The 25,676-nt window shown below is 38.4% G+C and carries 21 protein-coding genes; 19 read left to right on the top strand and 2 right to left on the bottom strand.

Going from position 1 to position 25,676, the window contains the following annotated elements:
- Positions 1-23: 23 nt before the first annotated feature.
- Genes DHX103_RS05895 through DHX103_RS05885 form a run of 3 tightly spaced genes read left to right on the top strand, consistent with a single transcriptional unit; the run spans position 24 to position 2,486 of the window.
- Positions 24-521, top strand: a complete 498-nt coding sequence (locus DHX103_RS05895) for a TRAP transporter small permease (protein ID WP_422124348.1) — start codon at positions 24-26, stop codon at positions 519-521.
- Positions 521-1,798, top strand: coding sequence for a TRAP transporter large permease (locus tag DHX103_RS05890; RefSeq protein ID WP_422124347.1), 1,278 nt, complete (start codon positions 521-523; stop codon positions 1,796-1,798). Before DHX103_RS05895 ends, DHX103_RS05890 begins: the two co-directional genes overlap by 1 nt.
- A gap of 25 nt (positions 1,799-1,823) precedes the next feature.
- On the top strand, positions 1,824-2,486 hold the full coding sequence (locus DHX103_RS05885) for a class II aldolase/adducin family protein (RefSeq protein WP_422124346.1): 663 nt from the start codon (positions 1,824-1,826) through the stop codon (positions 2,484-2,486).
- Positions 2,487-2,660: 174 nt separating this feature from the next.
- Here the strand turns inward: DHX103_RS05885 and DHX103_RS05880 are convergent, their stop codons facing one another.
- Positions 2,661-3,116: a hypothetical protein gene (locus DHX103_RS05880; RefSeq protein WP_422124345.1), complete on the bottom strand. Its 456-nt coding sequence runs from the start codon at positions 3,114-3,116 to the stop codon at positions 2,661-2,663.
- Between the two features lie 113 nt (positions 3,117-3,229).
- Entirely contained in the window at positions 3,230-4,246 is a 1,017-nt protein-coding gene (locus DHX103_RS05875; protein WP_422124344.1) for a DNA/RNA non-specific endonuclease, read from the bottom strand.
- A 236-nt stretch (positions 4,247-4,482) separates the two neighbouring features.
- Between DHX103_RS05875 and DHX103_RS05870 the strand changes: the two genes are divergently transcribed.
- The 16 genes from DHX103_RS05870 to DHX103_RS05795 all read left to right on the top strand — a co-directional run bounded on the left by DHX103_RS05870 (position 4,483) and on the right by DHX103_RS05795 (position 25,664).
- Positions 4,483-4,890 (top strand): (deoxy)nucleoside triphosphate pyrophosphohydrolase, encoded by a 408-nt coding sequence (locus DHX103_RS05870; protein ID WP_422124343.1) that lies wholly within the window; start codon positions 4,483-4,485, stop codon positions 4,888-4,890.
- Positions 4,891-4,911: 21 nt separating this feature from the next.
- Positions 4,912-7,806 carry a DUF3427 domain-containing protein gene (locus DHX103_RS05865; protein ID WP_422124342.1) on the top strand — a complete coding sequence of 965 codons (2,895 nt, stop codon included), beginning with the start codon at positions 4,912-4,914 and terminating at the stop codon, positions 7,804-7,806.
- Positions 7,807-9,082: 1,276 nt separating this feature from the next.
- A complete protein-coding gene (locus tag DHX103_RS05860; RefSeq protein ID WP_422124341.1) occupies positions 9,083-10,030 on the top strand; it encodes a U32 family peptidase in 948 nt (315 codons plus the stop codon).
- 81 nt (positions 10,031-10,111) lie between these two features.
- On the top strand, positions 10,112-10,888 hold the full coding sequence (locus DHX103_RS05855; RefSeq protein WP_422124340.1) for an IclR family transcriptional regulator: 777 nt from the start codon (positions 10,112-10,114) through the stop codon (positions 10,886-10,888).
- A 79-nt stretch (positions 10,889-10,967) separates the two neighbouring features.
- The gene (locus DHX103_RS05850; protein WP_422124339.1) at positions 10,968-11,861 is read left to right on the top strand and encodes a fumarylacetoacetate hydrolase family protein; all 894 of its coding nucleotides are present in this window, start codon (positions 10,968-10,970) and stop codon (positions 11,859-11,861) included.
- Positions 11,862-12,128: 267 nt separating this feature from the next.
- The gene (gucD, locus tag DHX103_RS05845) at positions 12,129-13,595 is read left to right on the top strand and encodes an alpha-ketoglutaric semialdehyde dehydrogenase GucD (RefSeq protein WP_422124338.1); all 1,467 of its coding nucleotides are present in this window, start codon (positions 12,129-12,131) and stop codon (positions 13,593-13,595) included.
- A 1,023-nt stretch (positions 13,596-14,618) separates the two neighbouring features.
- Positions 14,619-15,833: a CaiB/BaiF CoA transferase family protein gene (locus DHX103_RS05840; RefSeq protein WP_422124337.1), complete on the top strand. Its 1,215-nt coding sequence runs from the start codon at positions 14,619-14,621 to the stop codon at positions 15,831-15,833.
- 21 nt (positions 15,834-15,854) lie between these two features.
- Positions 15,855-16,637, top strand: a complete 783-nt coding sequence (locus DHX103_RS05835) for an enoyl-CoA hydratase/isomerase family protein (protein WP_422124336.1) — start codon at positions 15,855-15,857, stop codon at positions 16,635-16,637.
- A gap of 87 nt (positions 16,638-16,724) precedes the next feature.
- Positions 16,725-17,894, top strand: coding sequence for an acyl-CoA dehydrogenase family protein (locus DHX103_RS05830; protein ID WP_422124335.1), 1,170 nt, complete (start codon positions 16,725-16,727; stop codon positions 17,892-17,894).
- 37 nt (positions 17,895-17,931) lie between these two features.
- Positions 17,932-18,867, top strand: coding sequence for a hydroxymethylglutaryl-CoA lyase (locus DHX103_RS05825; RefSeq protein ID WP_422124334.1), 936 nt, complete (start codon positions 17,932-17,934; stop codon positions 18,865-18,867).
- Between the two features lie 235 nt (positions 18,868-19,102).
- A complete protein-coding gene (locus tag DHX103_RS05820; RefSeq protein ID WP_422124333.1) occupies positions 19,103-20,122 on the top strand; it encodes a TRAP transporter substrate-binding protein in 1,020 nt (339 codons plus the stop codon).
- A 175-nt stretch (positions 20,123-20,297) separates the two neighbouring features.
- Positions 20,298-20,801, top strand: coding sequence for a TRAP transporter small permease (locus DHX103_RS05815; protein ID WP_422124332.1), 504 nt, complete (start codon positions 20,298-20,300; stop codon positions 20,799-20,801).
- 53 nt (positions 20,802-20,854) lie between these two features.
- Positions 20,855-22,132 (top strand): TRAP transporter large permease, encoded by a 1,278-nt coding sequence (locus DHX103_RS05810; protein ID WP_422124331.1) that lies wholly within the window; start codon positions 20,855-20,857, stop codon positions 22,130-22,132.
- A 484-nt stretch (positions 22,133-22,616) separates the two neighbouring features.
- Complete coding sequence (locus tag DHX103_RS05805) at positions 22,617-23,990, top strand: MmgE/PrpD family protein (protein ID WP_422124330.1); 1,374 nt, start codon at positions 22,617-22,619, stop codon at positions 23,988-23,990.
- Between the two features lie 32 nt (positions 23,991-24,022).
- The gene (locus DHX103_RS05800; RefSeq protein ID WP_422124329.1) at positions 24,023-24,784 is read left to right on the top strand and encodes an N-acyl homoserine lactonase family protein; all 762 of its coding nucleotides are present in this window, start codon (positions 24,023-24,025) and stop codon (positions 24,782-24,784) included.
- Positions 24,785-24,854: 70 nt separating this feature from the next.
- Positions 24,855-25,664, top strand: a complete 810-nt coding sequence (locus tag DHX103_RS05795; protein WP_422124328.1) for an SDR family NAD(P)-dependent oxidoreductase — start codon at positions 24,855-24,857, stop codon at positions 25,662-25,664.
- Positions 25,665-25,676 lie beyond the last annotated feature (12 nt).

The following is a 25,676-nucleotide window of genomic DNA, read 5'->3' as shown; positions in this document are numbered from 1 at the left end:
GATACTATAGAGGAGGGAGTAAATTGCAAATATTTCTTAAGATTATTGACAACTTCAATAAACTAGTTGGATTAATATTAGCATTAATGCTTGCCGTTATGTCAATTCTGATATTAACTCAGATATTCACAAGATTTGTAATTAATTATCCGCTTCACTGGACAGAAGAAGTTGCAAGATATTTAATGGTTTATAGTGTATTTCTTGGAGCAGCATTGGCTTTAAGACAAAACAAACTAATTGCAATCGAACTTCTAAATCAGGCTCTAGGTGAATCAAAAGAAAAGATTTTAAAAGTAATAATAATGCTGATATCATTAGTTTTCTTTATAATTCTTTTTTTTCAAGGTATAGAAATTTTAGGAATGGTGAATGTTCAGACTTCAGCTGGTTTAGGGATTTCAATGGCAATACCTTATGCGGCTATCCCGGTAGGGGCAGCATTAATGGCAATTAATGCAATTGCAGTAATTTTAGAAACCCTCCTTCATTTTAAAAAAGTTGAAAGTGAGGGAATTTAATGGGGTTAATACTATTTGGTTTACTAATTTTATTCTTTGCACTAGGTGTTCCAATTGCGATTGGAATGGGGTTAGCTTCGGCATTAGCCATTTGGATTGATGGTGGAACTCCGCTCGTTGTATTGGTACAACGCTCATTTACCTCAATTGATTCATTCCCACTTATGGCAATTCCTTTCTTTATCTTAGCGGGAACGTTAATGGAATTTGGAGGGATATCAAAAAGACTGATTAATTTTGCGAACGCTTTGACTGGTCATTTTGCCGGTGGATTAGCAATTGTAACAGTCTTAACTTCAATGTTTTTTGCTGCGATATCTGGATCAGGAGCAGCAACTACAGCTGCTTTAGGAAGTATTTTAATACCGGCTATGATTTCAAGAGGATATCACAAAAATTTTGCTGGATCTGTACAAGCTATTTCTGGAGAGTTAGGAGTAATCATCCCACCAAGTATCCCATTAATTTTATTTGGTGTATCGGCAGGAGTGTCAATTGGAGATTTATTTATGGGTGGGCTTATTCCGGGAATTCTAATCGGTGTTACTCTCATCGTTACAGTATACATAGTTGCTAAAAAGAGACAATATCCTCGGGAAGAAAAAAAGACATTAAAAGAAATTTTAGTAGCTTTTAAAGAAGCATTTTTAGCTCTTCTAATGCCTGTAATAATTTTAGGGGGTATTTATGGGGGGATTTTCACACCCACTGAGGCCGCAGGAATAGCGGTTGGCTATGCATTTATAGTAGGTGTATTTATTTATAGGGAGATAAAGCTTAAAGAACTGCTTTCAATCTTCATACAATCGTCTATAGTCACTTCAGTCATTATGTTTATTATCGCAAGTGCTGGTTTATTTGGTTGGATTTTGACTAGAGAAGGAATTCCGCAGGATGTAGCAGGGTTTTTAACAGGAATATCAGATAACCCCATCATATTCTTGCTTATTATTAATGTATTCCTATTAATTGTAGGGATGTTTATGGAGACGAATGCCTCTGTTATTATTTTGACACCACTTCTTCTTCCAGTAGCTTTACAATTAGGAATAGACCCGATTCATTTTGGGATAATAATGATCGTGAATTTAGCATTAGGCATGTGTACTCCACCTTTAGGAGTAAATTTATTTATTGCCGCACAAATAGCGAACATAAGGTTAGATCAAATTACGAGAGGGATGGTGCCATTTTACTTTGCGGTGCTTATAGCTCTTATCTTAATAACTTACATCCCGCAGATTACATTATTTCTCCCTAACTTACTGAAAGATTAGTGCGAAAATAGAAAGGTGATTGCAAATGAACAAAGATTCTCTAAGAGTGGAGCTACAAAACACAGGGAAATATATGATGAATTATAATTTAGCATGGGGAAATGCCGGAAACATTAGTGCTAGAACAAGTAAAGATCAGTATATTATAACTGCCAGTGGAACTTTTCTAGGAGAACTTGAATTAGAAGATTTGGTTGAATGCGATATCAGCGCTAAACGAAAAGATGAAGGTTTGAAAAAACCTTCAAAAGAAACACCGATGCATAGGGCTATCTACGAAACAAGACCTGAAATTGGAGCAGTACTGCATAGTTCACCCTTTTATAGCACTTTGGTAGCTTGTTCTGAAATTGAAATTCCATCGAACATTTTTGTGGAAACGATGTATTATCTTGAAAAAACTGCAAGAGTTCCTTATTTTCATCCTGGAAGTAATGAACTAGGATTAGCAGTTAGAGAAAAAGCTAAGGATGCCAATATATTATTTTTGGAAAATCATGGAGTTTTAGTGTATGACATAAATATTAAAGAAGCTAGAATGGCTTTGCAAACTCTTGAAATGGCTTGTAAAATGTTAGTTCTTTCTAAATCTTCAGGGATCGAAATAAAGTCATTATCACATGAAGCAGAAAAGTCTTTTATTGAAGAAGCTGGATATAAGCCGCGGCGACAGTGGGCAATAAACTAATATGATATTAGTTTTTTTCGAATATTAACATGGATTTGATTGAAAATTTAATGCCTGCTGAGTAATAAAATAAAAATGAACCGAATCCTGGAGAGATTTTCTCTGGGGTTCGATTTTTTGTGCTGAATAAATAAGGGGTGGTTGGGCAGCGCTCGAACTTAAAACTGAAGCAGCTCAATCCTCATCAGCATTCGTTTCCAGCTCCTTCGCCCGCAACTCCCTCAACCACTTCCTGTACTTCCGATCATCCACCTCCCACTCGCGCACCGTATCCTGCAAGGCAAGAAGCTCCTTTATATAGAAGAAAATCTCCTCAGAAAACACACCGTCACTCCCGGCAAGGCCGTAATACCCCCAATACGGATCCAGCGTTTCATCCAGCCATTCCAGCAGATCGCTCTTCTTCGGATAACCGAAATAGACGCTTTTGTGCAGATCCGCCTCATAATTTTCCATCCAGTCAATATACGAACTCCGCAGCATCTCGTAGTCATCGATATAGGGATGGCTGAAATCATCCGGTCCGCCTTCGAATTTGTCAAAACACTCATCCGAACAAAAGGTAGTGCCGTCACTGTCCACGCGCCTTTCGAGACGCGGTTTTTTCCTGCATACTTTGCACATCTTCATTTAAATTCCTCCTATGTATTTGGATATTGGTAGTATACATAGGGATTTGGAAAAGTGTTATTTAAATAAAAAACGGCAATGCCGAAGCACCGCCGTTCACAAAATCCTTAAATTTACTCCCCAACCATCCCATCACCATCTCGGTCATCCATATACTGATACAACCAATGATCGCTCGTGATTGGCATACTGAATCCGGCGTCTTTTGCTTCTTGAATCGTTACTTGGCCGTTGCCGTTTGTATCGACACTGGAGACATCGCCGCCTGAGTCTGCACTTGGTGTCTCAGCAGGCTCACTTTCGGTTGTTAACCCGAGTTCGGCGTTGACTTCATCAGGGTTCACGTTGTCAAACGTATCAACGACTTCATTGCCCATTACCGTATATGTATACTGATAACTTGAAGGAATATGCGTTTCCGTATTCGGATAGGTGATAATGGCTTCGAAGTTCACGGCACCGCCTGCTTTGCGGATGGTGTCTTCCATATAAGCCTGATCACCATGGCGGTTGAGCGTGCTTTCCTGCGGGGTAATATTATAGGCATTCGCCACCCCTCCGAGAGAATCCGCGATGACATGCCCTTCGTCTAAAAATTCACTTTCGGTGCCCGGAACTTTTGCCTCATCCCAATAGTATCGGCCGGACGATAGGACGGGTTCGTTATCATCGTCCTGCAGGATGATTTCGGCAGCCACGACACGCACCAGTTGTCCATATTCGTTCGTAAAGGCCCAGTATTCACGGTCTCCAAAACCAATGTCCACGGCGACGTTGGCTTCACGATGTCCGGATAAATCACCGCCATCAACTTCGATCCGTTCGTGCTCTGCGAAAAGTTCATTATTTGATTGGGCTGCTGTTGCTTCTTCCTTAGCTTTTTCCTTCGCCAGAAGTTCCTGCTCTTCTTTTTCTTTGGCAAGTGCTTCTTCAGCCGCCGCTTCCTCTTCAGCTTCTTTCTCTGCCGCTAGACGCGCTTCTTCTTTTTTACTGTCTTCATTTGCTTCATCTGTGTCTTCTTCTTGTACAACTGTTTCTACGGCTGAAGTTGATGTCTCTTCTACGTCGGTGCAACCAGCCAGGAGGGTGGACAATAAAAGGACGGATAAATAATTCATTTTCTTTTTCATGTTGGGACTCTCCTCTAATAGGTTCATGGTGTATAACATCTCTGATGATTAGGTCTGAACTTTTTATAGATCTATATTGCTGTTTTCCAAAGATGAATATAACATGAATTTGAAGGTAAATGTAGGGAATGATAAAAATTTGTTTGGGAATATTTAGATTAAGCAATTAATTTCTATTTATAGCAGTTATAATAGAAGGAACTATTTTTTATTGTTTAAACGTATTGGAGGATCTTATGAAGAAAAACATCCACGTAGTAGGCGCAGTCATCACAGATAACGGCAAAATCCTCTGTGCACAGCGAGGATTCGAGAAAGCGTTGCCGGGGCTTTGGGAATTTCCCGGTGGCAAAATCGAAGCCACGGAAACGCCGCAACAAGCGTTGCAACGTGAAATCCAGGAAGAAATGCATATAAAAATTGAAATTGGTAAGCAAGTCGAGCAAACGGTCTATGAATACGATTTTGGCATTGTGCACCTGACGACGTTTTACTGCCGGTTGGTCCAAGGCACACCGGTATTAACGGAACATATCGCCATCCAGTGGTTGAAGCCAGCGGAGTTGGAGCAATTGGAATGGGCGCCAGCGGATATACCGGCGATTGAGAAGCTAGCGCGGAATACAGAGCGGCTACCTTATTAGAAGACGAGGGGCGGGGAAACGATGAACTTTTTGCAGAACTTAGAAGAGTCTCTATATAAGGGGTTTATTGATCAGGACCGGGCAAGTAGTGATCGCTATAAACCGACGCTATTGATCAATAATGCGAAAACGAATGAGCATGTGTTGAATTCGCTCGTCGAAGAGCTTGATCATTGTGAGTCGTTTATCTTTTCGGTGGCGTTTATCACGGAAAGTGGTTTGGCGACGTTGAAATCTCATTTTCTGGATTTGCATCAGAAAGGGATCCAAGGGCGGATTTTGACTTCGACCTTTTTGAATTTCAACCAACCCAAAGTTTTCAAAGAGTTATTGAAGCTAACGAATGTGGAAGTGCGCCTTTCAGGAATGAAGGGTTTCCATTCAAAGGGCTATATTTTTTCACACAAAACGCACGAAACCTTGATCGTTGGGAGTTCGAACCTCACTGCGCAAGCGTTAAAAGTGAATTATGAATGGAACGTCAAGTTAAGTTCGCATGAAAACGGCGATTTGGTGCATCACTTCAATAAACAATTTGAAGACGTATGGGCGGAATCGCAAGCATTGACGCCGGAGTGGATTGCGGAATACGAGGCGTCGTATGTGCCAACGGATTTCAGGAGAGAAGCGGGCAAAGTAGCGGAGCTTCCGGAAGCTTACGGACAGAATCCGATCCAACAAGCGCTCGAGGTCAAGCCAAATAAAATGCAGCAAGTAGCGTTAAAAGAGATTCAAGCAGTGCGTGAAGCAGGGCATGACAAAGGCCTCGTCGTCTCCGCAACGGGGACAGGGAAAACCTATTTATCGGCTTTTGACGTGAGAAGCTTTGCACCCAAACGCATGCTGTTTATCGTACATAGAGAACAAATTTTACAAAAAGCCAAGTCGGATTTTATGCAGATCTTAGGTGGCATGGAAAAAGACTTCGGCATCTTGTCGGGATCGAGTCGGCAAACGGATGCACGTTATTTGTTTGCGACCATTCAAACTATTTCAAAAGAAAGTACGCTGCAGCAATTGGATCCCGCAGCGTTCGACTATATCTTAATCGACGAAGTGCATAAAGCCGGAGCGAAGTCCTACCTAAAAGTGATTGAGCACTTCAAGCCGCAATTCTTAATGGGCATGACGGCGACGCCGGAACGGACCGATGATTTTAATATTTACGAGCTATTCGATTACAATATCGCGTACGAAATCCGCTTGCAGGAAGCGATGGAAGAAGACATGCTGTGTCCGTTTCATTATTACGGCGTGACGGATGTCGAATACGAAGAAGGCGTCATCGACGAGGCCACGGCTTTTGTCAAACTGGTTACCAACGAACGCGTAGATCATATCCTCGACAAAATCCATTATTACGGCCATTCCGGTGAGAAAGTCCGTGGCTTGATGTTTTGCAGTCGGAAAGAAGAAGCGTTACAGCTTTCGTTGGAATTAAACCAAAGAGGATTGCGAACCACGGCGTTAACAGGTGATGACTCGCAAGAAGAACGCCTGCGCCAAGTGGAAATGTTGGAGAGCGAGCAGCTCGATTATATTTTAACAGTCGATATCTTTAATGAAGGAATCGATATCCCGAGCGTCAACCAGGTAGTCATGCTGCGTCAGACGCAATCGAGCATTATCTTCATTCAGCAACTAGGCCGTGGCTTGCGAAAACATAACTCGAAAGAATTTGTCACCATCATCGATTTTATCGGCAATTATAAAAACAATTATCTAATCCCGGTGGCATTATCCGGCGACCGTTCACAAAACAAAGATAATATCCGCCGCCGCATGAAAGACACGAGTTATATCAAAGGGATTTCCACGGTGAACTTTGAAGCGATTGCAAAAAACCGCGTCTTCAGCGCGATCAAGCGCAGCAATCTAACGGATATGAAATTATTGCGAGATGCCTATATTGAGCTGAAAAATCGAATTGGCCATATCCCGCAACTGCAGGATTTTATTCACCATAATTCCATCGATCCGTTGGTCATCGTGCAGAAATACCACAATTACTATCGCTTCTTGTTAAAGCTAAAAGAAATAGAACCAGTTCTCTCTACGTACGAAGAACAAGTGATCACCATGTTGTCGCTGGAGATCCTCAACGGCAAGCGGAAGCACGAAATTTTGCTGCTTGATCTATTAACAAAGCAAGCAGTTGTTTCTCTAGAAGAATATAAAAATTGCTTAGAAGAGAATGAATGTAATGTAGACAATGAAACATTGGAATCCGTCCAACGCATTTTGGATTTGAGCTTTTATAACATCAACTCACGGAAAAAATATGGTGAGAAGCCATTGGTAGTAAGCGATGAAGAAGGAAACTTTAGCTTGCATGAACAGCTTCAAAAAAGGCTGGAATCGAATCCTATATTTAAAGCGATGGTACGGGACCTTATCACTAGCGCTCTCCAATTGAGCAGCCAATATACATGTGAAACCCCGCTGACTTTGTATAAAAAATACACACGCAAAGACGCCTGCCGCTTATTAAATTGGCATAGCGATGAAAGCTCCACGATGTATGGCTATAAAACAAAGCATGGCACCTGCCCGATTTTCGTCACCTACCACAAACATGACGAAGTCGAGTCGAGCGTCGCCTATAATGAAGAATTCATCAACCAAGAAGTCTTCAAATGGTCTACTCGCAGCAACCGTACGCTGCTGTCACCAGAAGTCCAAACGATTATAAATGCCGAGGGTAACGATATCGATCTGCATCTATTCATTAAGAAGGATAACGATGAAGGTGGAGACTTTTACTATCTGGGTAAAGCGACACCGGATCAAAGGGCTGTGGAGCAATCGACGATGCAGGATAAGAACGATAAGACAATTCCAGTGGTGCATATGAATTTGATGCTGGAGAATAGTGTGGAGAGTAAGTTGTATTATTATATTGGGAGTGAGGAGTAATATAGCTAGGCAATGTCTCAACTGCTGCTGTGTATAGGAACGATTAATAAGCCGTGAGAGTTTTACTTTCTGTCTTGTTGATAGATTCAAACTACTCATTATTTAATACTCTTTGTTTAAAGGTAGTATTTGAAGGACAAATGTAAAATATATATGAGGACTACGGGCAGTATAAGTCTGATCCAGCCATTTGTGCGGATTGCCCGTTTCTTGAGCGCTGCACCCAGAGTCCCAGAAAATGGTCCAGATGCACATCTAGGATGGCTACGTGGGGGAAGTCGATCGACTCCGTCACCTCCCGGAAGTGCGCGAAATCTATGGACGACGCAAAGAGACTATTGAAAGCTTCTTTGCCGATGGAAAAAAAGCATAGCATACAGTTAATACTGTCGAGGGGACTCGATAAATTGTCAATGCAGGCGATGCCTACTAGGGAAAAGCTGGCCCACTGGACTTGGAGCGAACCGCAAACAGCATAAAAACCGAGAGACGATTGGCAGTTAACCCATCACTTTAAGTAAATAGACAAAAGGCAAGGCTGACTCGTACGAGTCGCCTTGCCTTTTGTCTACAAACAGATGGTGAAAATTCGTGGCCGTAATCATAGTTATAAGATATAAAAGGTGACCTATTGAGACATTCGAAATAATCGTTTGACAATTCTGACATCTTATAGTTATAATTTAGTTGGACATAAATAACAAAACCGAGTTTTATAATGTAATACAACTATGCGATTAACTCGAAAGTAAAAAAATGTGTATACGAGAATGTTCGATATCGAAAGAAAGTTCATCGACATGCTTTCCCAAACAGGTATCTTATTTAACAAAGAAAGAAACCATGATTTAGATCTCAACCGTCTTTACTTATATCAACCTCTTCAATTACTTTCAAACTGAAGACTTGCTGTACTTAAGTTTGAAGGAAGAATCGAATTCATCGATAAAATGGCATCGCTAAAAGAGAGAGAAAAGAGAATTTGAATTTGAGGAAACGAGAAGACGGAGAACAGAGCTTGCGGCTAAGAGATTAATTATGAAAAGGACATGCCAATGATAAATCGCTCCATGAAACTACATGACCGATCATGGGCGTAGCCAACAGTGTCTGTTCTAGAAGAAGTAAACATCTATTGTTAAATAAATATTTAATTGCCAGTTACAGAAGAAACCGGCACTAATAATGGTGAAAAGAATGTAGGGAATTTCTTAATAGTGCCAGGAACCCGGCCGTTAGATATCACAAATTTTAATAAAGCGGAGGAGAAATTTATATGCAAAAAACAAGAGATTTTATCGAAAAACTAGGTTACCCAGCAGGCGGTACCCGGGATTTACCGACTTCAGAAAAAACTTTTCCAGACGGCGCACAATACCGGATCGAACTTCCAAGCGTAGAAGGACCGGTCTCATTTGAAGCTTTGGTTGAAGCCTGCGAAAAGTACGATGTCTATATTCATCGTATTTCTCAAGGGAGCGGCATCATGCTGTTAACAGATGATGAATTGGAACAAATGGCTGAAATCGGCCGCCGAGAAAACTTGGAAGTCAGTCTTTTTGTAGGACCTCGCGGAACTTATGATGTAACTCCGATGCAATTGGCGAGCAATGGGAAAATTGCCGGACTTCGTTCACAGGGAATGGATCAGCTAGTTTACGCAATCGAAGACGTTAAACGTGCATGCCATTTTGGAATCCGCAGCATTCTTATTTCAGATGAAGGATTATTGGTTCTCATTAACGAATTTAAAAAAGCAGGGGAGCTTCCTTCAGATCTTGTTGTGAAAATTTCTGTGCAGATGGCTCAGTCAAATCCAGTTTCTATTAAATTAGTTCAAGATTCAGGCGCCGATACTTATAATGTCCCGACAGATTTGACTTTGGCAAAACTGTCAGAAATCCGCCAGGCAATAGATATCCCTATCGATATTTACATTGAAGCTCCGGATGACATAGGCGGCTTTATACGCCATTATGAAATTGCTGAAATTATTCGGGTCGCGGCTCCTGTTTACATCAAATTCGGTTTAAGAAATTCACCGAACATTTATCCATCAGGAACGCATCTTGAAAGCACTTCAATTGCGTTGTGCAAAGAACGCGTCCGCCGTGCGAAAATCGGGTTGGATCTTCTTAAACGCTATGCTCCTGATTATAAGACATCAAAAAAAGGTGCAGGAGGATTAGGCGTTCCAGTAGAAACAACAAAAGTTTTATCATAATGTTAAACTTGGTATTGTGATTTATCTTGCACTTAGAGTGAAAGGTAAATCACAATAAGTGCAAAGAAAAGGATGAGCAATATGCCAATTATACAATCCGTAGAGCGGTCGCTTCGTATTTTGGATTTATTTGATGAATATGATAAAGAACTGAAACTGATAGAGATTGCAGAACGTATGGATCTTCATAAAAGTACGGTCCATTCTTTATTGAAAACATTGCAAAAGCATCATTATATCGAACAGAATAGCGAAAACGGCAAATATTTTCTAGGGATGAAACTGTTTGAAAGGGGGCATTACGTTATCCAAAACTTAGATCTTCGAGCACTGGCGAGAGAACATCTTGTTAAACTCTCTAAAGAGACAGGAAGAACGGTCCATCTTGTTATTCAAGATGGCAAGGAAGGAATATATATCGATAAGGTCGAAAGTTCAAGTGCCACCGTTTTGTATTCCAGAATTGGCCGTAGAGTGCCGATCCACAGCAGCGGAGTCGGCAAAGCTCTTGTAGCCTTTAAAGATCCGGTTGAATTGGAAAAAATACTGGATGGCTACGAATACGCTAAGCATACAAAAAACACCTTAACCGACAAAGAGACTTTTTTGAAAGAATTAGAGACAATTCGTGAACAAGGCTTTGCGATTGACGATGAAGAAAATGAGCCTGGAGTATTCTGCGTAGCCTTGCCAATTCGTGACTATACAGGACAAGTTATAGCGGCAATCAGCAGTTCAACTACTGCCAGCCATTTATCGAACACAGAGCTAGAAAGAATTATCGACAGCCTGAAAACGACGGCCACCGAATTATCCCGAAAGTTGGGTTATGATTTTCAGTCTGTACTGATCAACTGATAGTTCAAGTTTCTTTTATAATTATTATAGAAGGAACTTGAACTATATAAAACAATGTAAATTAGGAGGAAAAGGTCGCATGAGAATTATTCGCTATGTAAAAGGTGCCGGTAAACAATTGGCAGCAGTAACGAAAGACAATGAGGTAATAGACCTTCCCTACACGGATTTTATGTCAATGGTTGCCGAAGCACGCAACTTAAACAGAACGCCGTTTTACATGGTAAAACAACTGGTTGCTGAAGGAGGAAAAAAAGCTTTCAATGGCCTCGAATTGACTACGCCGATTGATGCTCCAGAAGTATGGGCTGCCGGCGTCACATACAAAAAAAGTAAAGAAGCCCGTAACTACGAATCGACTCAAGGAAAGCTCGATACAGAAACGTTTTACGATAAAGTCTACGATGCTGTGAGACCGGAGATTTTCTTTAAATCGACTGCTGCACGAACTGTCGGCCCTAATGAACCCGTTTACTTGCGTTCGGATTCCAATTGGCAGATTCCAGAGCCTGAACTGGGTTTGGTTATTGATAAAGATGGCACTGTGCTTGGGTATACAGCCGGCAACGATATGAGTTGCCGGGACATCGAAAGTGAAAATCCTTTATATTTGCCTCAGGCAAAAGTATGGAAAAACTCTTGTTCAATCGGACCATCGATTTTATTGAAAGAAGCAGTTGCTGACCCATATGAGTTCCAAATCATCTGTCGAATTTATCGTGATGAAAAATTGGTTTTTGAAGGAGATGCACAAGTCAACCAGCTAAAACGTAAATTGGAAGAGCTCATCCATTATTTAATGCTAGACAACAATATTTTTGATGGTACAGTCCTGCTTACTGGAACATGTGTTGTTCCACCGAATGATTTCACATTGTACGAAAACGATTACATCGAAATCGAAATTCCAGGCATCGGGGTTTTGAACAATCCAGTCCTACAAAGTAAAAAAGTTGCTCAAGTCAATCAATAGTTAATGTGAGAGTTTTCCTGAACACAGTTGGAAAGGGTTAAAGCAGAGGTGTTAGTCAAAGTATTTCAACGGAACACGGGAATATTATATTTTGTTACTGATTTTATATTTCTAACAGTATGAAGGAAACTAGCCGAGACTCTTTCATGCTCTTGCAACGGCTAGACGCTTCATAGCATAGACACGGACCAAAATTCTCTTGGTTGATTTCTTCGTAAATAATTTACTGAAAATTGAAAAAATAAAATAAAAGGAGCTAATAAAACTATGACAATCACAACAAAACTAGAAACTTACAGCAATTATATCAACAATGAATGGGTGGAAAGTGCATCAGGAAAACTGATTACAAGCATTAATCCCGCAACGAAAGAAGCTATGGGCTATGTTCAAAGTTCTACAGAAGACGAATTGAACAAAGCGGTGGATGCGGCGCATAATGCGAAGAAAGTATGGCGTAAGCTAGGGCAGGCAGCTCGCGGGCAATTATTGTTCAAAACAGCAAGCCTCCTGGAAGAAAAACTTAACGAAATCGCTGAATCGATGACTAAAGAAATGGGTAAAACACTTCCGGAAGCAAAAGGTGAAACAGCACGTGGAATTGCAATTCTTCGTTATTATGCAGCTGAAGGCATGCGTAAAGAGGGCGACGTGATTCCGTCTTCAGACAGTGAAGCATTAATGTTCACTAAGCGAACTCCGCTTGGAGTAGTTGGAGTAATTACTCCTTGGAACTTTCCGGTGGCCATTCCAATCTGGAAAATTGCTCCTGCACTAGTTTACGGAAACACGATTGTTTTTAAACCGGCAAGTGAAGCAGCTGTTACTGCAGCAAAAGTTGTAGAATGTTTTGCAAAAGCTGGATTCCCTGAAGGAGTCTTTAACTTTGTTACTGGTTCAGGTTCGAAAATCGGCCAAAACTTAATCGACCACCCGAAATTAAATGCGATTACGTTCACCGGTTCTGAACAGGTAGGTCAAAACGTAGCGAAATCAGCTGCAGCTCGTGGCATTAAATTCCAGCTTGAAATGGGTGGGAAAAACCCGGCGATTGTTACCAAAAGTGCTAATATCGGCCAAGCGGTTGAAGCGGTCATCAGTGGAGCTTTCAAATCTTCCGGCCAAAAATGTACTGCAACAAGCAGAGTAGTTGTGGAAGAAGCGGTATATGAGGAATTCAAACAAAAGTTAATGGAAGCTACCAAAAAAATTACTGTAGGAAACAGCCTCGAAGAAGATGTCTGGATGGGGCCATCTGCGAGCGAAGGGCAATTCAATACATTTAACGAGTATGTTGAAAAAGGTAAGCAAGAAGGTGCCAAACTGATCCATGGCGGCGAAGTGCTTACAGGCGGCAACTATGATAATGGTTACTTTGTTACACCGGCAATTTTCGATGAAGCTACTGCCGATATGGCAATTTCCCAAGAAGAGATCTTTGGACCTTTTATTGCTTTAATTAAAGCAGCGAATTTTGAAGAAGCGATTGAACTGGCAAACAATACGAAATATGGCCTCTCTGCTTCCATCTTTACTTCGGACATAAATTCGATTTTAGAATTTATTGACGAAATCGAAGTTGGCCTCGTCCGCATCAATGCGGAAAGTGCGGGCGTGGAATTACAAGCTCCTTTCGGGGGGATGAAAGGTTCAAGTTCAGGTTCACGTGAGCAAGGTGAAGCGGCTAGAGAATTTTACACTGCTATCAAGACAGTTTTCATCAAAGGCAGTTAGTTGGATTATAAGAAAAGAGATTTTCAGTTTTAGAGATCTTTTTTCTATAAAACAATCTAATCTTTTAATATAGTATTTAGTTATAAAATTACAACTAAATTTGAAAAAATTTGGCTAAATTAATTTTTTGATTGATAATGTCCAACTAATATTCAAATAGTGGAAGTTCGAAGATATTATACTAGGAAAACTATTGACATCAATTTTACTTCTGTATTGAATGTCTACTAACTTCTTTTTTCTTTCAATAAGGAGTAGGGAATAGGCGCAATTAATAGGGCTTCTTGCAACTAGATCGATCAATAACTTGCGGAAATTTCTAATTCTTTACTATTTTTAAATGTGAAGGATTTAATTGAAGTCGTTCCTTCTTTGCTTTTATACCAAGAAATTAGACGAAGACTATTCGATCCAAATGAAAATCATCTCCTACGAAAAAAAACATTATGGGGTTATGTGGAATGTGGCTGAAATTATTTCGCATTCCCTACACTAGGCTAAGTAAGTTTATTTTGACAATGAGTGCATCATAAAAGAAGCAGCTTAAGAACACGGAAGCTAAAATGACATACATGGAAGAGCATGTCATTTTAAGCGATGTAGAGACCCTTCTTGGGTAACATAAAAGATTAGAAAAATAAAAGGAATTAGTTTTAGTGAATGTTTGGTTTGATGAACTAGTATTAACATGTTAAAAAATTAGATTCAATGGATTTACCAAATATTTTTTATACCTGGAAATTGCTAGAAACCATTGATTCACTAGTATTTGTAGAGGTGGTAGAAATTTAATATTACTTTATACCTTATAAATAGATTGACAATTCCGAAATTTTAAATGTACAATTAACTAATAATGTAAACCAAAACCAAGTTCTATATTATAGGACTAACTACAGTGCAATAAAAGTTGGATAAATTCAGTTGTTTTTTATAAAATTTCTTTGCTAGAAAATGTTACTTTAAAAGTATTTTATTTAAAAGGAAGAATTGAACTTATTTTTATTAATGAGGAGGTAAAGTATGTCTAGCTCTTTAAAAGGAATAAAAGTAGTAGATTTAACACAAAGTATAGCAGGTCCATTTGCAACACAAATCTTAGGCGATCTTGGCGCAGACGTAATAAAAATAGAACGAGTAGATATTGGGGACGATACAAGGCAATGGGGGCCACCTTTTTGGGGACAAGAAAGCGCTACATTTCTAGCTTACAATCGGAATAAACGAAGTTTGTCAATAAATTTAAAAGAGGAGGAAGGGCGTGAAATACTAGAATCGTTAATTAAAGAAGCTGATATTCTTGTTCAAAATTTAAGGCCTGGTGCACTTGATAAACTAGGGTTTTCGTATGAGCAAGTGGCTAAAAACAATTCTAATATTATATACTGTTCAATCAACGCTTTTGGTCATAATGGAGATATGAAAGAAGATCCGGGATATGACCCATTGATTCAAGCATTCGGCGGGTTGATGAGTATTACTGGGGAAGAGGGTCGTCCTCCTGTCAGAATTCCAACATCGATATTGGACCAAGGAACTGGTCTATGGGCTGTAATTGCTATTATGGACGCTCTGAAGCAACGGGAACAAACTGGGAAAGGTTCATTTATCCAAACGTCCCTATTAAATACGGCGCTTATGTGGCTACCTTCACAGATTGTAGGTTATTTCGCAGATAAAACCATTCCCAAAAGGCTCGGATCAGGCACAGTTGGCATATCTCCATATCAAGCTTTTCCCACGAAGGATGGATATATTATTATAGCAGCCGGTAATGATAATTTGTGGAAACAATTATGCTTGACACTTAAGCGTGAAGATCTAATAAGCGATCCCAAATTTATTCATAATCCAGAAAGGGTAAAAAATCGGGATTTATTATTTGAAGAACTTTCAATGGTGCTACAAAGTGAAGAAAGCGAAGTTTGGCTTGAAAAATTGAAAAAGGTAGGTGTTCCAGTTACTCCTGTTCAAACTATCGATCAAGTAGTCCAACACGATCAAATTTTGTCAATCGAAGCTTTTAAAGAAACAAATCATCCGGAAATTGATAATTTAAAACTTATAAATACACCATTTCTAAACAATGGAAAGTATCCAGTGATTGACAAAGCCCCACCATTGTTAGGACAGCATAATATTGAAATATTAGAAGAATTAGGTTTTACAGAAAATCAAATTGAAAACTTTATAAAAAACAGTGTAATTAATTCTTCTAAAGTCTCATCTAAAAAGTAAGAAGGGGAGGAATGTTGTTTTATGTCAGTATTAATACAAGAACGAATTTGTGATGGCGAAGTTGTCTTATTAACTATTAATCGTCCTGAGTCCTTAAATTCACTCAACACAGAAACAGGATTAAAGTTGAACAAAGCAATGGCAGAATTGAGTTTTGATCCCTCAGTACGAGTAGTAGTCATTACAGGGGCGGGGAAAAAATCCTTTTCCACTGGAGGAGATTTTAAAGAACGTAACGGAATGACAGATGAAGAATGGAAACAACAGCATCGTTTATTTGAAGACATCGCAAGGCAATTTAGAGAGTTTCCAAAACCATTAATTGCGGCAGTAAATGGATTCGCGTTAGGAGGTGGTTGTGAATTAGCATTGAGTTGTGATTTTATAATCGCTTCTGAGAACGCACAGTTTGGATTGCCGGAAGTAACGAGGGGGATTATACCTGGAATTGGAGGAACCCAGACAATTGGACGATATGTCCCCAAAGGGGTTGCACTAGAATTACTAATGACTGGCAGACATATGGGGGCAGAAGAAGCATCTCGGAGGGGAATTGTTAATGAGGTGGTGGAGGCTCAAAAGCTTCTCAGCACGGTCTTAGAAACCTGCCAATTAATATCTAAGAATTCTCCAAATGCTGTGCGTCTTGTGAAGAAAGCTTATCGTTTGGGTATTGATAGTCCCATTGAAATGGGTGTTGAGATTGCACTTGAATGTTATAACCAAACAGTTATCCATCCTGATCGAATGGAAGGATCTCAAGCATTTATTGAAAAGAGATCGCCGCATTACATGAATTCTTAGAATAAAGACATATCAAATTCAAGGAACACAATTTATTTAAGTTATTGTAAGTCTAATAAATATTTTTTTAAAAAAGGAGAATGAAGAATGAGAGCGCATACAATTGAAAATAAGGAATTGCACCAATCAATCCGAGAAGGAATTAGAGCATTATGTGCTAAATTCCCAGAAGACTACTGGCAGGAAATGGATGAAAAAGAAGAATACCCACATGAATTTATTAGGGCTCTTACAGAGTCTGGATGGTTATCGATTCTTATTCCAGAAGAATACGGTGGTGGAGGACTTGGAATGACGGAGGCGGGTATTGTACTCGAAGAAATTAATAGTACTGGTGGCAATGCGACAACTGGGCATGCGCAAATGTACACGATGGGAGCACTTCTTCGACATGGGAGTGAAGAACAAAAGCGAAGATGGTTACCAGAGATAGCAGCAGGAAAGTTGCGTCTGCAGTCATTCGGAATTACCGAACCCACAGCTGGTTCGGATACAACTAATATAACAACTTTTGCTCGTAGAGAAGGGAGTGTTTACAAGATTTCGGGCCAAAAAACTTTTATTTCGAGAGCGAATCATACTGACTTAATGATGTTAATCGCTCGTACAACGCCTAGAGATAAAGTAGAAAAGAAAACAGATGGACTTAGTTTATTTATTTTAGATTTAAGAGAACAAGGAGATCGTCTTAAAATTAATCCAATCAAAACTATGGTTAATCACGATACAAATGAAATATTTTTAGACGAGGCTATTGTGCCAGTTGAAAATTTAATCGGAATTGAAGGAAAAGGTTTTCGATACTTATTAAGTGGTGTTAATGCAGAGCGGATACTGGTGGCCTCAGAAAGTCTTGGAGACGGGCAGTACTTTATTCGGAAATCCGTTGAATACGCTAATTCAAGAGTAGTTTTCAATCGTCCTATTGGGAAAAATCAAGGAATTCAATTCCCAATTTCTCAAGCTTATATTGAAATAGAAGCTGCAATTTTAATGCGAGATAAAGCAAGTGAGTTATTTGATCAAGATGAAAATTGTGGAAAAGAAGCTAATATGGCCAAATACCTTGCCTCAGAATCTGCTTGGAAGGCGGCCAATGTGGCAATGAATACTTATGGTGGTTATGGGTTGGCTAATGAGTACCATATTCAGCGTAAATTCAAAGAATCACGCCTTCAAATAGTTGCCCCGGTTTCAAATAATATGGTATTAAGTTATGTTGGTCAGCATGTACTAGGTTTGCCAAGGTCTTTCTGAAGAGGAAGAAGTTTTACCGAGAATAGGAGGTATGAATATGGTGAAACAAGAAGGCGTTTGGATTACCGACGTAACCCCACGTGATGGATTTCAAATAGAAGACAAAATTGTGCCACTTGATATAAAAGTGGCTACGATAAATGCTCTTAGTGCTGCCGGGATACCTGAAATAGAAGTAACTTCTTTTGTTCATCCTAAAGCAGTACCACAAATGGCAGATGCAGAAGAGGTAATGAAGCAAATTGATCGTAATCCAAAGACTCGATACTCGGTATTGGTTCCAAATCTAAGAGGAGCTGAAAGGGCCGTCATATTTAAGCCGGACCAATTAAACTTAGTTGTTTCTGCTAGCGATACACATAACATCCAAAATCTACGAAGAAGTACATTTGAAACCCTAGAGGAATCGAAAAAAATTATTAAACTAGCAAAAGATCATGGAATCTCTACTTGCGGTGGAATCGCCACCTCATTTGGTTGCCCTTATGAAGGGCGTACTCCTCTTGAACGAGTGTTGAAAATTGTGGAAATGTATATTGATATGGGAGTTGATTCGATTGCTTTAGCAGATACGACTGGCATGGCAAATCCTTTACAAATTAGATCTGTTGTAAAATCGGTTAAAAACTATTGGCCAGAACTGGAACTTAGCCTACATATCCATAACACCCGTGGACTAGGTCTAGCAAATGTATATGCAGGTTTTTTAGAAGGAATTCGTAAATTTGATGCTTCTCTTGGCGGTATAGGGGGTTGTCCATTTGCTCCTGGAGCAACAGGCAATATATGTACGGAAGATACTGTTCATATGTTTCAAGAAATGGACTTGGATACAGGAATTGACTTAGATACATTAATTGTGAGTGCTAAAAAACTGGAAAAAGAATTAGAACGCCAATTACCTGGACAAATAATTAAAGCCGGAAAAGCTTTAGAACTTCATCCGATTCCGGTGGAGAGGGGTCAATTTTAATAAAAACGTCTATCGAAATCAATCGCACGACTCAACCTATACCATATTTAACAAGGGAACTATGCTTTGAACAGACAAGAGGATTTTAGAAATAACTGTCTTGTTACTACGATTTTAAAACTAACACTCAAATGTATAAAGAACACTATTGTTTTAAAGAGTTAAAAAGCTCAAATGTTCAACGGCTACTCATAATAATCTATAAATGTAACATAAAATAAGGGAGGTTTTAATATTGTCTAATAGAAATCTTTTCATAGTTACATCATTGTTATTTTTAGTTGTTCTTATGACAGCTTGTGGAAGTACAGGTTCTTCTGATAGTAACGCTCAAGATGCAAATGAAGAATCGGTAAAATTGAAGCTTAATACTTATGAGGCTGACAGTATGTGGGAAACAACAGCGGTTGCTTTTAAAGAAGAAGTAGAAAAACTATCTAACGGTGAAGTTGAAATCGAGATACATTTAAACAGCCCTTTTGGCGGTGAGCGTGAAGTAACTGAAATGATGCAGATGGGAACTATCGAAATGGCAGTTATGACGCATGGTCCAATGGGAATATGGGTGCCTGAGTTCCAAGCATTCGATTTACCGTTTCTCTTTGATAGTACAGAGCATGCTTATGCTGTATTAGATAGTGAAATAGTAGATGTGTTTGAGCAGAAATTTGAAGAAGAAGCCGGTGTTAAAATCATTGGCTGGGTAAGTAATGAGTTTGTTCAAACTGCTAACAATCGCAAAGAACTAAACACAGTAGAAGATGCGGCAGGATTGAAATTGAGAGTACAAGAGAACGAAGTACAAATAGATACATGGGAAGCTTTCGGAGCAAATCCAATTCCTATGGCGTGGCCAGAAGTATATACAGCTTTAGAACAAGGTGTAATCGACGGCACCTCTAATAATTACAAAAGTATTTTAGATAATCATATGCATGAGGTAACTGATTATGTGTCTGCGCTTGATGAAAGATTCGGTCCTGTTGGAATTCAAATTAGCAAGAAAATATTTGATTCTTTATCTTCTGATCAGCAAGAAGCTATATTACAAGCGGCAAAAGTAGCAGAGAAAGCTGGAAGAGACTATAATGCTGAGGTTTTACCAGAAGCTGCAAAGAAATTAGAAGAAGAGGGAATGATTGTTACAACCCCTGATAAAGAATCATTCAAAGAAAAAACGAAATCCGTATATGAAAAATGGACACCAATTTTCGGAGAAGATTTAATCGAAAGTATTCAGGAGTTAGAGTACTAAAATTATATGGCTAAATTGAAAAGTTATAAGCAATAATCTACTATAAGAAGGCATGTTTAAGTGGCAAATTGTATATACATTTAAACATGCTTTTTTAAAAATATTTTCATTTGGAGTTATCTTAAAACAAAATATTAAAAATTATATAGAACTATTGTGAGGAGAGGTGGAAATAATGAAAATAATACATCATATCACAAATATTAGTAATATATTAAAATTTTTAATAGCACTTTGTTTGGCTTCTATGGCAGTTCTAATATTTGGAAACGTAGTTTTAAGGTATGGTTTTAATACTGGAATTGTATGGGCTGAAGAGATGTCACGGTTCCTATTTGTATGGATGATTTTTCTTGGAGCTATAGTTGCTTTAAAAGAAAACAATCATCTTAGCGTTGACATTTTAACAAAAAGAGTACCCCCTCCAATTAAAAAGTTTTTATACATATTCAGTAATCTTATAGTTCTCTTTTCATTATGGATTGTCTTAGAAGGTAGTTGGAATATGACACTCAAGAATCTGAATAATACAGCTCCAGTTACGAAATTACCATACGCCTATCTCTATGGTGTCGGAATTATTATGAGTATTGGAATGGGGAGTATTGTAATCGTAAATATTATTAAAGCTTTATTTTTTTCTGATATCAAAGATGAAAAAACACAAATAACAGAATGAAATTGAAATGAAATAGAAGGAAAACAGATACCTCGATGTGAGGAGGAAAATAGATGGAGCTAATGTTGTTTATTGGTACATTACTAGCAGGTATGGCAATCGGTATTCCGATTGCTTTAGCATTACTAGTGAGTGGTGTTATCTTAATGTTCTATATGGATATTTTTTCGACACAGATTATTGCACAGAACCTTATTAATGGAGCAAATAATTTTTCTCTAATGGCGATTCCATTTTTTATGTTGGCAGGAGAATTAATGAACGCTGGCGGTATTTCTCTCCGAATTATTAATTTCGCAATGGCCATAGTGGGTCATATTCGTGGAGGGTTAGGTTACGCTGCTATAATGGCGAGCGTTCTTTTTGCGGGGTTATCTGGATCTGCAGTAGCAGACACTGCTGCACTAGGCGCAATTTTGATTCCAATGATGGTGAAAGCCGGATATAGACGCGACCGGGCCACTGGTCTAATTGCCACAGGAGGTATAATAGCAACAACAATCCCCCCGAGTATTCCATTAATTGTTTTCGGTGTAGTAGGTGGTGTATCGATAACCAAACTATTCATGGCAGGTATTGTGCCTGGTCTGATAATTGGTATGGCCTTAGCATTTACTTGGTGGTTTACTACTCGTAAAGAGGAATATGAAGTCTATCCCCGAAAATCTATAAAAGAAATGCTAAAAGCAGGAATATCTGCTATTTGGGCACTTTTCTTGCCTATCATTATTATTGTTGGCCTTAGGGGTGGAATATTCACTCCTACTGAAGCCTCAGTTGTGGCTGCTGTTTATGCTCTCTTTGTTGGTGCAGTTATATATCGGGAATTAAGTATGAAAGCGTTATATCAAGCACTTGTGCAATCTGCTAAAACTTCTAGTGTTATCATGTTTTTAGTCGCTACAGCTTTAGTGACATCATGGATGATTACAACAGCTAATATTCCTGCTTATATCGTAGATTTACTAGAACCATTTGTTGGAAACCCTACTCTTCTTATGTTTGCAATTATCTTTTTAGTATTGATAATAGGCATGGTTATGGACTTGACCCCTACGGTCCTTATCCTCACTCCAGTTTTAATGCCAATTGTCCATGTGGCTGGAATAGACCCTGTTTATTTTGGAATTATCTTTATTCTTACATGCTCAATTGGGATGTTGACTCCACCTGTTGGGTTAGTACTGAATGTTGCAGCAGGTGTAGGGAATCTATCTATGGAACAAACAGTAAAAGGTATGTTCCCATTTTTAATGGTAGAGATTTTCCTGTTAATTTTATTTATTATTTTTCCTTCTATCATCTTAGTACCTCTAGGTTGGTTAACATGACTTTTATCAATATTCATTTTAAGAAATTTTGTGCATTTGGAAGTCATCAAGTCTGGATTAGTTGATCCTATTGAAGCATCTTCCGATTATTTGCGTGGGAATTAACGCCGACAAAAAAGTATTATAGAAAGATCGATTGTTATGGGAAAAGGGAAATATATGTAGATAATCATGAAAGAGAAAGGCGAATACTCAATCTGGGAGTTTCAATGCAAATCATCTGAATTAATTATTATAAAAGTAACTAAAAACCTAAGCGATAAATAATTCTACTATCGTTAAAGTTCCAATAGAAGTTAATAGCAACATGCAAAACTAGATAGCCCTATAATCGTAAGTAAGAAAATTATATATGAATAAGATTTTTTAAGTATCTTCTTAAATTAGTATTTAATTGTAATATAAATGGCGTTTTTGTTTGTAAATAATGTTGTATCCAAAGTAGATATTGATAAAAAATTTATTTGCAGGATGTGAATGAAATATGAAATGGACTGAGAATGTAGCTAAAATAGTTTCGGATTTTGAATATAATCAAATTCCAAATGAAGTGGTAGATACAACAAAAAGAGCGATTATTGATACTGTTGCCTGCATGATTGCCGGAAAAAATGAGGAGGCCACTAATATAGTGGTTAAATTGATTAGAGAACACCAAGATGATCGCTCAATATCAACTGTTGTAACTAAAGGGAAATTTAGTCCTACAAATGCTGCTCTGCTTAATGGAATAATGGCTCATGCTATTGATTTTGATGACGTAAATGCTCCTACTCATGGGCATCCTAGTGCAGCAATATTGCCTGCAGCTTTGGCCGCTACTGAATTAGTGAAAGGCACTGGGAAAGAATTGATTACTTCTTATGTAATCGGAGTGGAACTGATGTCAGTATTAGGAGAAATACTAGGAATTTCACATTATGAAAAAGGTTGGCATACGACTACAACATACGGAACTTTAGGAGCGACAGCAGCAGCAGCTAAAGCTCTTTCTCTTAACCAAGCTCAAATCTCTCAAGCTCTAGGTATTGCAACTTCGCAAATCTCTGGAACTCGGTTGAATTTCGGTACTATGATGAAGCCATATCATGCAGGTAATGCAGCTAAAATTGGTGTTTGGTCCGCTTTATTAGCAAAGAATGGATTTACTTCAAGTGAAGGCATTTTAGAAAATAGAATGGGATATTTCGACCTTTATGCGGGGGAGGAAATTAAAAGCCCAGAAATTATTGGAGAAATTATCAATTCTTTTGGAAAAAAATTTAGACTACAAAAACCTGGAATTGACATAAAAAAGTACCCATGCTGTTATTGGACAGCTCGAGCTGCGGACGGTGTACTTGATATAGTGCATAATGAATCGTTTGAGCTTGAACAGATTGTCCGTATTGAAGTTATAACACCTTCTGGGGGATTAAATGCATTAATTTACGATAGACCCATAACAGGTCTCCAAGGGAAATTCAGTATGGAATACGTTGTTGCAGCTTCATTACTAGATCAAAAGTTAAATTTGAAAACTTTCGAAGATCATAATGTGAATCGAAAAGAAATTATTCAAATAGAAGAAAAAATAGTTAAGTGGGAAGATCCGACACAAAGTGTAAGTGACGGAGCAAACGCTGGACATGTAATAGTCAATATAAAATTAACTGATGGAACTCTTTTTGTTCGAAAGATAGAGAAGCCTATTGGCTCTGCCGAAGTTCCTCTAACAATAAAAGAATTACAAGAGAAAATGGATGATTGTATTTCGTACTCAAAACAAACAGAATTAAACTCGGAAAATATTATTAATAATATTCTTCAAATAGATGAAATTGATAATATCCAGTCTTGGACTGAATTCTTAGTATAGGGTTTTCATTGTTTTTAAAGGGAGGAATATTTATGACATTAGAAATTATCCCGATTTGTATGGGGGAGATTACTGGATTGCCTCAACCAATGATAACTTTTCCCTTTGGTTTTGGTAAGATGCATACAACTAAATCTTTAGTTTTTGTAATTAAAGGGGGAGAGCATCCAATTGTAGTTGATACAGGGCCCTGTAACCCAGAATGGACGAAAAAATATCATGGATATGAATTGATTCAAAAAGAAAGTGAAGTTCCAGAAGTGGCATTTAGAAGCGCTGGAATTAATCTTGAAGATGTGAAAATTGTTATTAATACACACTTGCATTGGGATCATTGCTTTAATAATAATCTGTTTACGAATGCGGAATTTTATGTTCAAAAAAGAGAGCTTAACTATGCAATGGATCCTATAGAAATTCATCGCCCTGCTTACGAAAAAATCCCTGGAATTATACCACCCTGGGTTAAAGTATGGGATCGAATTAAAATAGTTGATGGGGATGAAGAAATTGCACCAAATATTTCAGTTGTTCTTTTGCCAGGTCATTCACCGGGTTCTCAAGGTGTGTTAGTCTCAACTGGAAAAAATAAATATTTGTTAGCTGGTGATTGTGTAGATACCTACGAAAACTGGCATGGTAACGATATGGTCTCACATATTCCTTCAGGTGTTCACACAGATTTAATAGAATTTGAGAATAGTTTTAAGAATATTGAGAAAATTGAAAGAGCGGGATATGAAGTTATTCCGAGTCACGATAACGAAGTCCTCGTAAGAGGTGTATTGAGATAATTTGAGAAGTTAAATTTAAAAAGTGTTTTGTGGGTTTTTAAAAATAAAAATGATAACTGGAGGAATTTAAATGAAATTAGGATTAGAAGGGAAAGTTGTAATTGTTACAGGAGGTAGTAAAGGAATTGGATTAGAAACAGCTAAAGGCTTTGCTGAAGAAGGGGCTAAAATTGTAATTTGTTCAAGAAACATAAAAAAGTTGGAAGAAGCAGCCGAATATATTAAAAAATCTACGGGAGTAGATATAACTTATCTTCCAGTAGATGTAACTAAACTAGATGAAATTCAAAGTTTTGTAAATACTGTCATGGATCAGTTCGGAAGAATTGATATCTTAGTTAATAATGCTGGAACAGGAACCTATAAACCATTTCTGGAAGTAACAGATGAAGAACTGCAATATGGCATGGATATTAATTTCTTTGCTCAATTTCGTTTCTGTCAACGTATTATACCAATTATGGTTGAGCAGGGTTCGGGATCTATAATAAATGTTTCTGGATCAACTGGAATTAATATTTGCCCAGAACCTTTCTTTGCTTCTTGTACTGGTCCTGCTAAATCAGCAGAAATAAGATTCACAAAAAATATAGCACGAGAGTTCGGAAAATTAAATATTCGAGTAAATTGTATAATTCCTGGACTTGTTGACACACCAGAGCGTTTTGGAAAATGGGAACAGGAAATGGCAAAAAAGAACTTGTCAGCAGAGGAAGCAGAAGAAGTAAAAAAATCTTGGGCACCCAATAACTCTACTCCGAACAATCGATGGGGAACACCTGAAGAAATCGCAAACTTAATTGTATTTACTGCATCTGATCGAAGTTCTTATATTAATGGAGCGGTATTAGTAGCGGACGGCGGACAAGACAAGTCATAACAATCCAAAAAT

The sequence above is a fragment of the Planococcus daihaiensis genome, from assembly GCF_049262615.1.
Lineage (GTDB): Bacteria > Bacillota > Bacilli > Bacillales_A > Planococcaceae > Planococcus.
The sequence above is the reverse complement of the archived record's forward strand: the minus strand, read 5'-3'. Positions and strand labels throughout refer to the sequence as shown.